Genomic DNA, 14,299 nt, shown 5'->3' with positions numbered 1-14,299 from the left:
ATGGTCATGCCAGGCGACAACGTGTCGATCACCGTCAAGCTGATCAACCCGATCGCGATGGAAGAAGGCCTGCGTTTCGCAATCCGCGAAGGCGGTCGTACCGTCGGCGCCGGCGTGGTTGCCAAGATCCTGGCCTAATCGCCAAGGGTAGGGGGAAGCAAGGCTGTTGCTTCCCTCGAACAGCATTGCCTACATGCGTCAGCATGCGGTATAATGCTGGATTCAGCGAGAAGTTCTCGTAGGGGTGTAGCTCAATTGGCAGAGCGTCGGTCTCCAAAACCGAAGGTCGCGGGTTCGATTCCCTCCGCCCCTGCCACCGAATTCTGGTGCGCAGCACCGAAAGTAAAGAAGAATGTCTAATCAATCCGTGCAAACTGTCAGCACCTCGAATGACAAGTTCAAGGTAGCCCTGGCGGTGGTTGCTGTGATTGCAGGCGTCGTCGGGTTCTTTTACCTGACTGGCCAGAACAAACCAGCCTTGGTCGCCGGCGGCGCCCTCTTGGCTGGTTTAGTTTTTGCTGTCCTGCTTTTGTCGACCTCCGCCACTGGCCGCGATTTCCTGAACTTCGCCAAGGAGTCGGTGCGCGAGACCAAGAAGGTTGTTTGGCCGACCCGTCGGGAAGCCACCCAGATCACCGGCATCGTGTTTGCCTTCGTGGTCGTGACGGCGATTTTCCTGTGGGGCACGGATAAGGTTCTCGAATTCCTGTTGTACGACGTGATCCTGGGTTGGAAAAACTAATGAGCGATAACGTTGAGAACTTGCCGGGCGATGTCCCGGCGGATGGCGTTCCTGCCGCTGATGCCGCCGCGCCGATGAGCGTGCCGGTCAATAACAAGCGCTGGTACGTCGTGCATGTCTACTCCGGCATGGAAAAGAGCGTCATGCGCGCCCTTACCGAGCGCATCGAACGCGCCGGCATGCAGCAGCAGTTCGGACAAATCCTGGTGCCTACCGAGGAAGTGGTCGAAATGCGCAACGGCACCAAGGCCGTCTCCGAGCGTCGTTTCTTCCCGGGCTATGTCCTGGTTGAGATGGAAATGACGGACGAGACCTGGCACCTGGTCAAGAACACCTCGAAAGTCACCGGCTTCATCGGCGGCAAATCGAACAAGCCGACCCCTATCCCGGCGCGCGAGATCGACAAGATCATGCAGCAGGTCCAGGAAGGCGTCGAGAAGCCCCGCCCGAAAGTGCTGTACGAAGTGGGCGAACAGGTCCGTATCAAGGAAGGCCCGTTCACCGACTTCAACGGCAACGTCGAGGAAGTGAATTACGAAAAATCGAAGGTGCGTGTCTCTGTCACCATCTTCGGCCGCGCAACTCCGGTGGAACTGGAGTTCGGGCAGGTAGAAAAGGTTTAAAACGCTTCATCGGAGCGTCGCGCAGCAAAGGCGGAATCCGGTCAGAGGAGCCCCGCCAGAGTAGTAGTGGTGGGGCGCTACTACTCAAACCAAATCAAGGAGCCATCCATGGCCAAGAAGATTATTGGTTTTATCAAGCTGCAAGTTGCAGCTGGTAAAGCAAACCCATCCCCACCGATCGGCCCAGCACTGGGTCAGCGCGGCCTGAACATCATGGAATTCTGCAAGGCGTTCAACGCCCAGACCCAGGGTTTCGAGCCGGGCATGCCGATTCCAGTCGTGATCACCGCGTTCGCCGACAAGTCCTTCACCTTCGTGATGAAGACCCCACCGGCAACCTACCTGATCAAGAAAGCCGCTGGCATCACCAAAGGTTCGCCGAAGCCACATACCGACAAGGTTGGCACGCTGACCCGCGCGCAGGCTGAAGAAATCGCAAAAACCAAGCAGCCGGACCTGACCGCAGCCGACATGGACGCCGCAGTGCGTATCATCGCCGGTTCGGCACGTTCGATGGGCATCACGGTGGAGGGTGTGTAATGGCTAAGCTGTCCAAGCGCGTCAAAGAAATGAAAGCTAAAGTCGACCGTAACAAGGTGTACGGTTTCGACAACGCAGTGTCGATCGTCAAAGAATTCGCCACCGCCAAGTTCAACGAGTCGATCGACGTGTCGATCCAGCTCGGCGTGGACCCGAAGAAGTCGGACCAAGTGGTCCGCGGTTCGGTCGTCCTGCCAGCAGGCACCGGCAAGACCGTGCGCGTCGCTGTCTTCGCGTCGGGCGACAAGGCTGAAGCTGCTAAAGCAGCCGGCGCCGACATCGTCGGTATGGAAGACTTGGCCGACATGGTCAAGGCCGGCAACATGCCATTCGACATCGTCATCGCTTCGCCAGACACCATGCGTATCGTCGGTACCCTGGGCCAGATCCTGGGCCCACGTGGCCTGATGCCTAACCCGAAGGTCGGCACCGTCACCCCTGACGTCGCTACCGCGGTCAAGAACGCCAAAGCCGGCCAGGTCCAGTACCGCACCGACAAGGCTGGTATCGTCCACGCGACCATCGGCCGCAAATCGTTCTCGGACGAGCAGCTGAAGTCGAACCTGGCTGCCCTGCTGGAAGCGCTGAACAAGGCCAAGCCGGCCACCTCGAAGGGCGTGTACCTGCGCAAGGTCGCCCTGTCGTCGACCATGGGCGCTGGCGTCCGTGTCGATCACGCTTCGATCGCTGCTTAAGTATTAAGAATCAAGCGATGAGAGTGCGAAGCGCTCTCGTCGTCCCGGCGCAGGCCGGGATCCAAGTTAAAGTCCTTGTGGTTTTATTGCAGGGCACATCTTTGGGCTGGTGAGACGGAAGCGTCTCACCAGGCAATCAAAGACCGTTGGGCCGAAGGCAGAAGTTGAGCTGGAGGTTAATAGACCACCCAACGCAGATGGTGCACCCGAACAAGTTTTGTAGTCCATGCTGCGTGAATGTATCCGCGTCAGATTGGCTTCTTAACTTCGGACGCCGTGTTCGAACCGATGCAAGCGCTTTTGTTTGCATCATTTAAGGAGATTGACCGTGGGTCTTAATCTGAATGACAAAAAGGTCGTCGTCGAAGAAGTGAGCGCGAAAGTAGCAACCGCGCAAACGATCGTCGTGGCTGAGTACCGTGGCATCCAGGTTGCTCACTTGACCAAGCTCCGTGCAACCGCACGTGCCCAGGGCGTGTACCTGCGTGTTCTGAAGAACACGCTGGCTCGTCGCTCTGTCGAAGGCACGCAGTTTGCCTCGCTGGCTGATTCCATGACCGGTCCGCTGATCTATTCGATCTCGGACGACGCCGTTGCAGCAGCTAAAGTCATCAATGACTTCGCTAAAACCAACGACAAACTGGTCGTGAAAGCCGGTAACTACGCAGGTAAGCAGCTGGATAAAGCTGCAGTTACCGCGTTGGCAAGCATTCCTTCGCGTGAAGTCCTCATCTCGCAGCTGTTGGGCGTGATGCTGGCTCCAGTGTCGGGCTTTGCACGTGGTCTGGCTGCCCTGGCAGCGAAAAAAGGCGAAGGTTCGGAAGCTGCTCCAGCAGCCGAAGAAACCGCAGCAGCTTAATAGCCGCGCCTCTTTTCTCAAGTACCAACCTGAACTACACACACAACATATTTGGAGTTTCAAATGGCAATTAGCAAAGACGATATCCTGAACGCAGTGAGCGAAATGTCCGTCATGGACCTGAACGACCTGGTCAAGGCATTCGAAGAGAAGTTCGGCGTGTCGGCAGCTGCAATGGCAGCACCGGCAGCTGGTGGCGGCGCAACTGCTGCTGCTGCTGAAGAGCAGACCGAGTTCAACCTGGTCCTGACCGAAATCGGCGCCAACAAAGTCGGCGTCATCAAAGCAGTCCGCGAAATCACCGGCCTGGGTCTGAAAGAAGCCAAGGACGTGGTTGACGGCGCACCGAAGACCGTGAAAGAAGCCATGCCAAAAGCTGACGCTGAAGCCGCCAAGAAGAAGCTGGAAGAAGCTGGCGCCAAGGCCGAGCTGAAGTAATACATATGCATTGGGCGCTGACAAGGCGCCCAGCGCGGGAGTCAAAGCTTGCGAAACCTGCCGAAAGGGAGGGTTAGCGGCTTTGGCTCTTTTGTCGTCCCTGCGGCAAACGCGTCAGGCAGCACTTGCCGCCTTGGTTTCAGAATTATCGTAACACAGCAGTAGCTCGTCCTTTATCACCTGGCGGGAAAGCAGAGGCTTCAGGCCTTGCGTGTGGTGGCTCCACCACTGGCAATTCCTGAATTCTCATCCTTTCTGTCACTCACGGAGTGTCCATGCACTACTCATTTACTGAGAAGAAGCGCATTCGCAAGTCGTTCGCGAAGCGCGCCAACGTTCACAACGTTCCCTATCTTCTGGCTACCCAGCTCGAATCCTACGAGAATTTCCTGCAAGCGGATGCCGTTCCCTCCGTGCGCAAGAACGAAGGCCTGCAGTCCGCCTTCAGCTCCATCTTCCCGATCGTGTCGCACAATGGTTTTGCGCGTCTCGAGTTCCTGTCCTATGTGCTGGGCGATCCTGCGTTCGACGTGAAAGAGTGCCAGCAGCGCGGCCTGACTTTCGCCTCGCCGCTGCGCGCCAAGGTGCGCCTGGTGATCCTGGATAAGGAATCGCCGACCAAGCCGGTCGTGAAGGAAATGAAAGAGCAGGAAGTGTACATGGGCGAACTGCCGCTGATGACCACGAACGGTTCGTTCGTGATCAACGGCACGGAACGCGTCATCGTCTCGCAGCTGCACCGCTCGCCAGGCGTGTTCTTCGAACACGACCGCGGCAAGACCCACTCCTCGGGCAAGCTGCTGTTCTCGGCTCGTATCATCCCTTACCGCGGCTCGTGGCTGGACTTCGAGTTCGACCCGAAGGACATCCTGTTCTTCCGCGTCGACCGCCGCCGCAAGATGCCGGTCACGATCCTGCTGAAGGCCATCGGCATGACGCCGGAGCAGATCCTGGCGAACTTCTTCGTCTTCGACAATTTCACCCTCCGCAATGAAGGCGGCGAGCTGGAGTTCGTGTCCGAACGCCTGCGCGGCGAAGTCGCGCGCTTCGACATCGTCGATCCGAAGTCGGGCAAGACCATCGTCACCAAGGACAAGCGCATCAATGCCAAGCATGTGCGCGACATCGAAGCGGCCGGCATCAAGTCGATTTCGGTGCCGGAAGACTACCTGCTCGGCCGCGTGCTGGCACGTAACATCGTCGACCAGGACACCGGCGAGATCATCGCCGTGGCCAACGACGAGCTGACCGAGGAACTGCTGGGCAAGCTGCGCGATGCGAGCGTGTCCGACATCCAGACGCTCTACACGAACGACCTGGACCAGGGCGGCTACATCTCGCAGACCCTGCGCACCGACGACACCGCCGACCAGACCGCCGCGCGCGTGGCGATCTACCGCATGATGCGTCCTGGCGAACCGCCGACCGAAGAATCGGTCGAGGCGCTGTTCAACGGCCTGTTCTACAGCCCGGAACGCTACGACCTGTCGGCCGTCGGCCGCATGAAGTTCAACCGCCGCATCGGCCGCGACGAGCTGCTGGGCGCGATGACCCTGTCGAACGACGACATCCTGGCCGTGATCAAGATCCTGGTCGAGCTGCGCAATGGCCGCGGCGAAGTCGATGACATCGATCACCTGGGTAACCGCCGCGTGCGTTGCGTCGGCGAACTGGCTGAAAACCAGTTCCGCGCCGGCCTCGTCCGCGTGGAACGCGCCGTCAAGGAACGCCTCGGCCAGGCCGAAGCGGACAACCTGATGCCGCACGATTTGATTAACTCCAAGCCGATTTCGGCCGCTATCCGCGAGTTCTTCGGTTCGTCGCAGCTGTCGCAGTTCATGGACCAGACCAACCCGCTGTCGGAAGTGACCCACAAGCGCCGCGTCTCGGCCCTTGGACCGGGCGGTTTGACGCGCGAACGTGCAGGCTTCGAGGTGCGCGACGTGCACCCGACCCACTACGGCCGCGTGTGCCCGATCGAAACGCCTGAAGGCCCGAACATCGGCCTGATCAACTCGCTGGCACTGTACGCCCGCCTGAACGAATACGGCTTCCTGGAAACCCCGTACCGCAAGGTCGAGGATTCGAAGGTCACCGACAAGATCGACTACCTGTCCGCGATCGAAGAAGGCCGCTACATCATCGCCCAGGCGAATGCGACCATCAACGCCGAAGGCCAGCTGGACGATGAACTGGTGTCGGCCCGTGAAGCCGGCGAAACCATCCTGGTCTCGCCAGAGCGCATCCAGTACATGGACGTCGCCCCAGGCCAGATCGTGTCGGTCGCAGCCTCGCTGATTCCGTTCCTGGAACACGATGATGCGAACCGTGCACTGATGGGCGCCAACATGCAGCGCCAGGCCGTGCCTTGCCTGCGTCCGGAAAAAGCCTTTGTCGGTACCGGCATCGAGCGCACCGTGGCAGTCGACTCGGGCACCACCGTGCAGGCCCTGCGCGGCGGCGTGGTGGACTACATCGATGCAGGCCGTGTGGTGATTCGCGTCAACGACGACGAAGCAACCGCGGGCGAAGTCGGTGTCGACATCTACAACCTGATCAAGTACACCCGTTCGAACCAGAACACCAACATCAACCAGCGTCCGATCGTGCAGGTGGGTGACCGTGTCGCCCGCGGCGACGTGATCGCCGATGGCGCATCGACCGACCTGGGCGAACTGGCCCTGGGCCAGAACATGCTGGTGGCGTTCATGCCATGGAACGGCCTGAACTTCGAGGATTCGATCCTGATCTCGGAAAACGTGGTCAAGGACGACCGCTATACCTCGATCCACATCGAAGAGCTGAGCGTGGTCGCTCGCGACACCAAGCTGGGCGCGGAAGAAATCACCCGCGACATCTCGAACCTGGCGGAAAACCAGCTGGCGCGCCTGGATGAATCGGGCATCGTCTACATCGGCGCCGAAGTGCAGGCTGGCGACGTGCTGGTCGGTAAGGTCACCCCGAAAGGCGAGACCCAGCTGACCCCGGAAGAAAAGCTGCTGCGCGCGATCTTCGGCGAAAAAGCGTCGGACGTGAAAGACACCTCGCTGCGCGTGCCTTCGGGCATGGTCGGCACCGTCATCGACGTGCAGGTGTTCACCCGCGAAGGCATCCAGCGCGACAAGCGCGCCCAGCAGATCATCGACGATGAACTCAAGCGCTATCGCCTCGACCTGAACGACCAGATGCGTATCGTGGAGGGCGACGCCTTCCAGCGTCTGGAGCGCATGCTGGTGAACAAGATCGTCAACGGCGGTCCGAAGAAGCTGGCCAAGGGCGCGGCGATCACCTCGGAATACTTGGCTGACCTGGACAAGTTCCACTGGTTCGACATCCGCCCGGCCGACGACGACACCGCCAACGCACTGGAAGCGATCAAGGAATCGATCAACGAGAAGCGCCACCAGTTCGACCTGGCCTTCGAAGAAAAGCGCAAGAAGCTGACCCAAGGCGACGAGCTGCAGCCTGGCGTGCAGAAGATGGTCAAGGTCTACCTGGCCGTCAAGCGCCGCCTGCAGTCGGGCGACAAGATGGCGGGCCGCCACGGTAACAAGGGTGTGGTCTCGCGTATCGTGCCGGTGGAAGACATGCCGTTCATGGCCGATGGCACCCCTGCGGACGTCGTGCTGAACCCGCTGGGCGTCCCGTCGCGTATGAACGTCGGCCAGATCCTCGAAACCCACCTCGGTTGGGCAGCGAAGGGCCTGGGCCTGCGGATCGGCGACATGCTGCGTGCCTCGGCGAAGGCGCAGGAAATCCGCGTCTTCCTGGACAAGATCTACAACGAAACCGGCCGCAAGGAAGACCTGGACAGCTTCAGCGATGAAGAAATCCTGAGCCTGGCGCAGAACCTCAAGAACGGCGTGCCGTTCGCGACCCCGGTCTTCGATGGCGCCCATGAAACCGAAATCCGCCGCATGCTCGACCTGGCTTTCCCGGACGACATCGCTGCGAACCTCGGCATGACCCCGTCGAAGAACCAGGTCACGATGTTCGACGGCCGCACCGGCGAAGCATTCGAGCGCAAGGTCACCGTCGGCTTCATGCACATGCTCAAGCTGCACCACCTGGTGGACGACAAGATGCACGCGCGTTCGACCGGTCCTTACTCGCTCGTGACGCAGCAGCCACTGGGCGGTAAAGCCCAGTTCGGCGGCCAGCGCTTCGGTGAGATGGAGGTGTGGGCACTGGAGGCGTACGGCGCATCGTACGTGCTGCAGGAAATGCTGACCGTGAAGTCGGATGACGTGAACGGCCGTACCAAGGTGTACGAGAACCTGGTCAAGGGCGACCACGTGATCGACGCCGGCATGCCGGAATCGTTCAACGTGCTGGTCAAGGAAATCCGTTCGCTGGGTATCGACATCGATCTCGAGCGCAACTAAGCAGGGCCAGCATGGCCGCCAGCCTTCGGGCTGGTCCGCGACCTTCGAGTCGTCGTCCCGGCGCAGGCCGGGACCCAAGTTTGGTGAATAGCCAACAAAATTGGATCCCGGCCTGCGCCGGGATGACGCTTTCAAGGGTAGGGTGGGTTCAGCAAGCGCCGGCGAAAATCGGCGAGAAGCGGCGGCAGTTGTACCAGTTGTACCAAGTACAGAATTCAATCACCTGGAGTGATACATGAAAGCACTGCTCGATCTATTCAAGCAAGTTCAAACGAACGAAACCTTCGACGCCATCAAGATTGGCCTGGCGTCGCCTGAGAAAATCCGTTCGTGGTCGTTCGGCGAAGTCAAGAAGCCGGAAACCATCAACTATCGTACCTTCAAGCCGGAACGCGACGGCCTGTTCTGCGCCAAGATCTTTGGCCCGATCAAGGATTACGAATGCCTGTGCGGCAAGTACAAGCGCCTGAAGCACCGCGGCGTGATCTGCGAGAAGTGCGGCGTCGAAGTCACGCTGGCCAAGGTGCGCCGTGAGCGCATGGGCCACATCGAGCTGGCCTCGCCAACCGCGCACATCTGGTTCCTGAAGTCGCTGCCGTCGCGCCTGGGCATGGTCCTGGACATGACGCTGCGGGACATCGAACGCGTCCTGTACTTCGAAGCATACGTCGTGACCGATCCAGGCATGACCCCGCTGAAGAAGTGCCAGATCATGTCGGAAGACGACTACGCCGCCAAGTACGAAGAGTACGGCGACGACTTCACCGCATTCATGGGCGCCGAAGGCATCCGTGAGCTGCTGCGCTCGATCGACATCCACCGCGATGCCGAAGCCCTGCGCGTGGAGCTGAAGGAATCGAAATCCGAAGCCAAGATCAAGAAATACGCCAAGCGCCTGAAAGTGCTCGAGGCGTTCCAGCGTTCGGGCATCAAGCCTGACTGGATGATCATGGAAGTGCTCCCGGTCCTGCCGCCGGAGCTGCGTCCGCTCGTCCCGCTGGACGGTGGCCGCTTCGCGACCTCCGACCTGAACGACCTGTACCGCCGCGTCATCAACCGTAATAACCGCCTGAAGCGCCTGATGGAACTGCGCGCACCGGAAATCATTACGCGTAACGAAAAGCGCATGCTGCAGGAAGCGGTCGATTCGCTGCTGGACAACGGCCGTCGCGGCAAAGCGATGACCGGCGCCAACAAACGTCCGCTGAAGTCGCTGGCCGAGATGATCAAGGGTAAGGGCGGTCGTTTCCGCCAGAACTTGCTGGGCAAGCGCGTCGACTACTCGGGCCGTTCGGTCATCGTGGTCGGTCCTCAGCTGAAACTGCACCAGTGCGGCCTGCCGAAGCTGATGGCCCTGGAACTGTTCAAGCCGTTCATCTTCAACAAGCTCGAACTGATGGGTCTGGCTACGACCATCAAGGCGGCGAAGAAACTGGTCGAGATCCAGGAACCAGTGGTCTGGGACATCCTTGAAGAAGTCATCAAGGAACACCCGGTCATGCTCAACCGTGCACCAACCCTGCACCGCCTTGGTATCCAGGCGTTCGAGCCGGTCCTGATCGAAGGCAAGGCCATCCAGCTGCACCCACTCGTCTGCGCGGCCTTCAACGCCGACTTCGACGGTGACCAGATGGCTGTCCACGTCCCGCTGTCGATCGAAGCGCAGATGGAAGCGCGTACGCTGATGCTGGCGTCGAACAACATCCTGTTCCCGTCGAACGGCGAACCGTCGATCGTCCCGTCGCAGGATATCGTGCTGGGCCTGTACTACGCATCGCGCGAGGCGATCAACGCCAAGGGCGAGGGCATGCTGTTCCCGGACGTGTCGGAAGTCATCCGCGCGTACGACAACAAGGAAGTCGAACTGGCGACCCGCATCACCGTGCGTATCGTCGAGTTCCCACGCGTTGCCGGCACCGAGGAATTCGAGCGCACCGTCACGCGCTACGAGACCACCGTCGGCCGTGCGATCCTGTCCGAGATCCTGCCCAAGGGCCTGCCGTTCAGCGTGCTGAACCGCTCGCTGAAGAAGAAGGAAATCTCGAAGCTGATCAACACGTCGTTCCGCAAGTGCGGCCTGCGCGCCACCGTCGTGTTCGCCGACAAGCTGATGCAGTCGGGCTTCCGCCTGGCGACCCGCGCCGGTATCTCGATCGCGGTCGACGACATGAAGATCCCGGACGTCAAGAAGGGCATGATCGCTTCGGCCGAAGCGGAAGTGAAGCAGATCGAGCAGCAGTACAGCTCGGGCCTGGTCACCGCCGGCGAACGTTACAACAAGGTCGTCGACATCTGGGGCAAGACCTCCGATGAAGTCGGCAAGGCCATGATGGACCAGCTGAAAGTCGAGCCGGTCACCCGCCGCGACGGCACCGAAGGCACCCAGGAATCGTTCAACGCGATTTACATGATGGCCGACTCGGGCGCCCGCGGTTCTGCAGCCCAGATTCGCCAGCTGGCCGGTATGCGAGGCCTGATGGCCAAGCCGGACGGTTCGATTATCGAAACGCCGATTACCGCAAACTTCCGCGAAGGCCTGAACGTTCTCCAGTACTTCATCTCGACCCACGGCGCGCGTAAAGGTCTGGCCGATACGGCACTGAAGACCGCGAACTCGGGTTACCTGACCCGCCGCCTGGTCGACGTGACCCAGGATCTGGTCGTGATCGAGGACGATTGCGGCACCAGCAACGGCACGCACATGAAGGCGATGGTCGAGGGTGGTGAAGTCATCGAAGCCCTGCGCGACCGTATCCTCGGCCGCGTCACCGGCACCGATGTCGTCAATCCTGAAACCCAGGAAACCGTGTTCGAAGCCGGCACCCTGCTGGACGAAGACATGGTCGAAGAGATCGAACGCCTGGGCGTGGACGAAGTCAAGGTCCGCACCCCGCTGAACTGCGACACGCGCTTCGGCCTGTGCGCCATGTGCTACGGCCGTGACCTCGGCCGCGGCATGCTGGTCAACAGCGGCGAAGCAGTCGGCGTCGTTGCTGCACAGTCGATCGGTGAGCCGGGTACCCAGCTGACCATGCGTACCTTCCACATCGGTGGTGCGGCATCGCGCGCAGCAGTGGCATCGTCGGTCGAAGCCAAGTCGAACGGCACGGTCCGCTTCACCGCGACCATGCGTTACGTCACCAACGGCAAGGGCGCGCAGATCGTCATCTCGCGTTCGGGCGAAGTCCTGATCACGGACGACCACGGCCGCGAGCGCGAGCGCCACAAGGTGCCGTACGGTGCGACCCTGATCGTCAAGGATGGCCAGCAAGTCAAGGCCGGTATCGCCCTGGCGACCTGGGATCCGCTGACCCGTCCGATCATTACCGAGTATGCAGGTACGATTCGCTTCGAAAACGTGGAAGAGGGCGTCACCGTCGCTCGCCAGGTCGACGAAGTCACCGGCCTGTCGACCCTGGTCGCGATCGATCCGAAGCGCCGTGGTTCGGCTGGCAAGGTGGTGCGTCCACAGGTCAAGCTGCTCAACGACGAAGGCCAGGAAGTCAAGATCGCCGGCACCGAACACGCCGTGGCGATCGGTTTCCAGGTTGGCGCGCTGATCATGGTCAAGGACGGCCAGCAAGCTACCGTCGGTGAAGTGCTGGCACGTATCCCGACCGAATCGCAGAAGACCCGCGACATTACCGGTGGTCTGCCACGCGTTGCCGAGCTGTTCGAAGCACGTTCGCCGAAGGACGCCGGCATGCTGGCGGAAGTCACTGGTACCGTCGCGTTCGGTAAAGAGACCAAGGGCAAGCAGCGCCTTGAGATCACCGACATGGACGGCAACAAGCACGAGTTCCTGATCACCAAGGACAAGCAAGTGCTGGTCCACGATGGCCAGGTCGTGAACAAGGGCGAGATGATCGTCGACGGTCCGGCCGATCCGCAGGACATCCTGCGCCTGCTGGGTATCGAAGCGCTGGCACGTTACATCGTCGACGAAGTGCAGGACGTGTACCGGTTGCAGGGCGTGAAGATCAACGACAAGCACATCGAAGTCATCGTGCGCCAGATGCTGCGCCGCGTGGCCATCGTCGAAGCCGGCGACACCGACTACATCGTCGGCGAGCAGGTGGAACGTTCGGAACTGCTGGACGAGAACGACCGCGTCACGGCTGCAGGCAAACTGCCGGCAACCTACGACAACGTCCTGCTGGGTATTACCAAGGCATCGCTGTCGACCGATTCGTTCATCTCGGCCGCATCGTTCCAGGAAACCACCCGCGTGCTGACCGAAGCGGCGATCATGGGCAAGCGCGACGGCCTGCGCGGCCTGAAGGAAAACGTCATCGTCGGCCGCCTGATTCCTGGCGGTACCGGCCTGGCATTCCACCGCGCCCGCAAGGAGAAGGAAGTGTGGGAGGCGGAAGAGCGTCAGGCACTGCTGCAGCAAGAGAAGGCCAACATGGCTGCCGAACTGCAGGCGATGGAAGACCAGCAGAATGCTGCGGCTCCGGCGGAGCAGCATCATGGGGATGGGGAGTAAGGGTTCCTAGCTTGATGTAAATAAAAACGGCACCCCCAGGGGTGCCGTTTTTTTTGCATGATGATCTGATTTTTGAAATTCATAAGATATGAATACCTGAGGCTCGAACGCTAGTACTGTCAATGAGATGGTCACCCGCTAGGGTCGAAGATTAATATCTTCGCTTGCGATAGGGCACGCAACACTTCCGTTCTTATACCCGCTACAATAGAAGAAAGTGAGTTGCAATTTTGCAACGGCATCAACGAATTCACCGCTGGATTGATGAGTGGCACATCTGCGCTCAATTTAACACTTAGAATTCAAGAAACGACCTGGTAAGAGAAACTATGCTAAATAGAGTCCACATAAAAGGTTTCAAGAGTATCTCAGACGCTAATATTAGCCTCGGTAGAGTAAATGTTTTTATTGGAACAAATGGAGCAGGAAAGAGCAATCTTCTTGAAGCCATTGCCATGCTATCGTCATCGTTCGAGGGCGGAATTGACTACGAGAGGTTGGCCAGGCGTGGCGCTAGGCTTTCATCTCCTGAAATATTTAGGAGTTCGTTGAAAAACAAAGAGCGCTTAAAGACATTCTCGATAGAAGCGGAAATGGGCGAGATGGTATATAGCTCTCAGGTTACTTCAGTTAGCAAATTCAACTATCATTCGGAATCTCTGGTTTCAAAAGATGGAGCAAAGCTTGCTGGGCGTTCCAACGTAGGAGCGCGGATCGACGGTGTTCCACTTAAGGGGAAACTGGATCCTACTAAAAGTATCATTGCTCCGTATCGCGCATTTGGAGAAGATGCGAGCGCTCGTGGCGTGCTCGAAGATATCGAAAAATATGGAATATTTTCACTATCTACACCAATATTGCGTGGTGTCGCTGAAGATAAAAGTCAGAAGTCTCCCTTGGGCCTTTACGGAGGGCGTCTAGCCGAAGCATTTAATGAGGTCGCCCGAGACCAAGGAAATCGAGAGCATTTGCAGCGTTTCTTTGCTCTGATGGATTGGTTTAGATCTATCGGAGTAACGACAGAAGTGGATAAAACCTTAATTTCTGATAAGGTCACTCTAGGAAGAACAGTTCTAACCTATCGTGATAAGTTCATGAAAGGAAGTTTCGATCATCTTTACGGTTACGATGTAAGCGAAGGGGCGTTATACGTCTTATTTGTCCTCGTTTTACTCACCCATAAAGACGCTCCCAATATATTCGCATTAGATAATGTAGACACAGCATTAAATCCAGGGCTTGTGCGACAATTTATGTCCCACATTATCGAACTCGTATGCGCTTCCGAAAAAAAGCAAATATTTATTACAACGCATAATCCCACCACTCTCGATGCCATCGATATTTTCAATCCTGAGCACCGGTTGTTTGTCGTGCAGCGAATGGAGGATGGGCAAACTGAATTCCGGCGCATAGAACCACCAGATGGGATGACAAAGGATGGATGGCAAAACCAATATTTTGGATTAAAAATGTCTGAAATATGGCTGTCGGGCGCAATGGGTGGCCTGCCGACAGGATTCTGACG

The 14,299-nt window shown here is 58.8% G+C and carries 10 protein-coding genes and 1 tRNA gene; all 11 read left to right on the top strand.

The features are described from left to right. On the top strand, positions 1-138 hold a 138-nt coding region (locus BM031_RS21855), incomplete at its 5' end, for an EF-Tu C-terminal domain-related protein (protein ID WP_502501408.1). A 102-nt stretch (positions 139-240) separates the two neighbouring features. Then, positions 241-316 (top strand) — tRNA-Trp (locus BM031_RS21850). A 36-nt stretch (positions 317-352) separates the two neighbouring features. Further along, positions 353-742: a preprotein translocase subunit SecE gene (gene secE / locus BM031_RS21845; protein ID WP_091876664.1), complete on the top strand. Its 390-nt coding sequence runs from the start codon at positions 353-355 to the stop codon at positions 740-742. Positions 743-816: 74 nt separating this feature from the next. Beyond that, positions 817-1,365 (top strand): transcription termination/antitermination protein NusG, encoded by a 549-nt coding sequence (nusG, locus tag BM031_RS21840; protein ID WP_229409138.1) that lies wholly within the window; start codon positions 817-819, stop codon positions 1,363-1,365. A 108-nt stretch (positions 1,366-1,473) separates the two neighbouring features. After that, positions 1,474-1,905 carry a 50S ribosomal protein L11 gene (gene rplK, locus BM031_RS21835; protein WP_020653552.1) on the top strand — a complete coding sequence of 144 codons (432 nt, stop codon included), beginning with the start codon at positions 1,474-1,476 and terminating at the stop codon, positions 1,903-1,905. Next, positions 1,905-2,600: a 50S ribosomal protein L1 gene (rplA, locus tag BM031_RS21830; protein WP_091876662.1), complete on the top strand. Its 696-nt coding sequence runs from the start codon at positions 1,905-1,907 to the stop codon at positions 2,598-2,600. Before rplK ends, rplA begins: the two co-directional genes overlap by 1 nt. A gap of 328 nt (positions 2,601-2,928) precedes the next feature. Further along, complete coding sequence (rplJ, locus tag BM031_RS21825; RefSeq protein WP_091876667.1) at positions 2,929-3,459, top strand: 50S ribosomal protein L10; 531 nt, start codon at positions 2,929-2,931, stop codon at positions 3,457-3,459. Between the two features lie 63 nt (positions 3,460-3,522). Next, complete coding sequence (rplL, locus tag BM031_RS21820) at positions 3,523-3,897, top strand: 50S ribosomal protein L7/L12 (RefSeq protein WP_091876661.1); 375 nt, start codon at positions 3,523-3,525, stop codon at positions 3,895-3,897. A gap of 275 nt (positions 3,898-4,172) precedes the next feature. Further along, positions 4,173-8,282, top strand: a complete 4,110-nt coding sequence (gene rpoB / locus BM031_RS21815) for a DNA-directed RNA polymerase subunit beta (RefSeq protein ID WP_091876660.1) — start codon at positions 4,173-4,175, stop codon at positions 8,280-8,282. A gap of 235 nt (positions 8,283-8,517) precedes the next feature. Beyond that, positions 8,518-12,771 carry a DNA-directed RNA polymerase subunit beta' gene (gene rpoC / locus BM031_RS21810; protein WP_091876659.1) on the top strand — a complete coding sequence of 1,418 codons (4,254 nt, stop codon included), beginning with the start codon at positions 8,518-8,520 and terminating at the stop codon, positions 12,769-12,771. A 329-nt stretch (positions 12,772-13,100) separates the two neighbouring features. Next, positions 13,101-14,297 (top strand): AAA family ATPase, encoded by a 1,197-nt coding sequence (locus BM031_RS21805; RefSeq protein WP_091876658.1) that lies wholly within the window; start codon positions 13,101-13,103, stop codon positions 14,295-14,297. The last annotated feature ends 2 nt before the right edge of the window (positions 14,298-14,299 follow it).

This window comes from Massilia yuzhufengensis (assembly GCF_900112225.1).
Taxonomy (GTDB): Bacteria; Pseudomonadota; Gammaproteobacteria; order Burkholderiales; family Burkholderiaceae_D; genus Telluria; species Telluria yuzhufengensis.
This window is presented reverse-complemented; position numbering and strand designations above follow the sequence as displayed.

Bases quoted from the DNA above. Each gene is read 5' to 3' on its own strand.
- BM031_RS21805 (WP_091876658.1), top strand. From the start codon at position 13,101: ATGCTAAATAGAGTCCACATAAAAGGTTTCAAGAGTATCTCAGACGCT.
- nusG (WP_229409138.1), top strand. From the start codon at position 817: ATGAGCGTGCCGGTCAATAACAAGCGCTGGTACGTCGTGCATGTCTAC.
- secE (WP_091876664.1), top strand. From the start codon at position 353: ATGTCTAATCAATCCGTGCAAACTGTCAGCACCTCGAATGACAAGTTC.
- rplL (WP_091876661.1), top strand. From the start codon at position 3,523: ATGGCAATTAGCAAAGACGATATCCTGAACGCAGTGAGCGAAATGTCC.
- rpoB (WP_091876660.1), top strand. From the start codon at position 4,173: ATGCACTACTCATTTACTGAGAAGAAGCGCATTCGCAAGTCGTTCGCG.
- rplK (WP_020653552.1), top strand. From the start codon at position 1,474: ATGGCCAAGAAGATTATTGGTTTTATCAAGCTGCAAGTTGCAGCTGGT.
- rpoC (WP_091876659.1), top strand. From the start codon at position 8,518: ATGAAAGCACTGCTCGATCTATTCAAGCAAGTTCAAACGAACGAAACC.
- rplA (WP_091876662.1), top strand. From the start codon at position 1,905: ATGGCTAAGCTGTCCAAGCGCGTCAAAGAAATGAAAGCTAAAGTCGAC.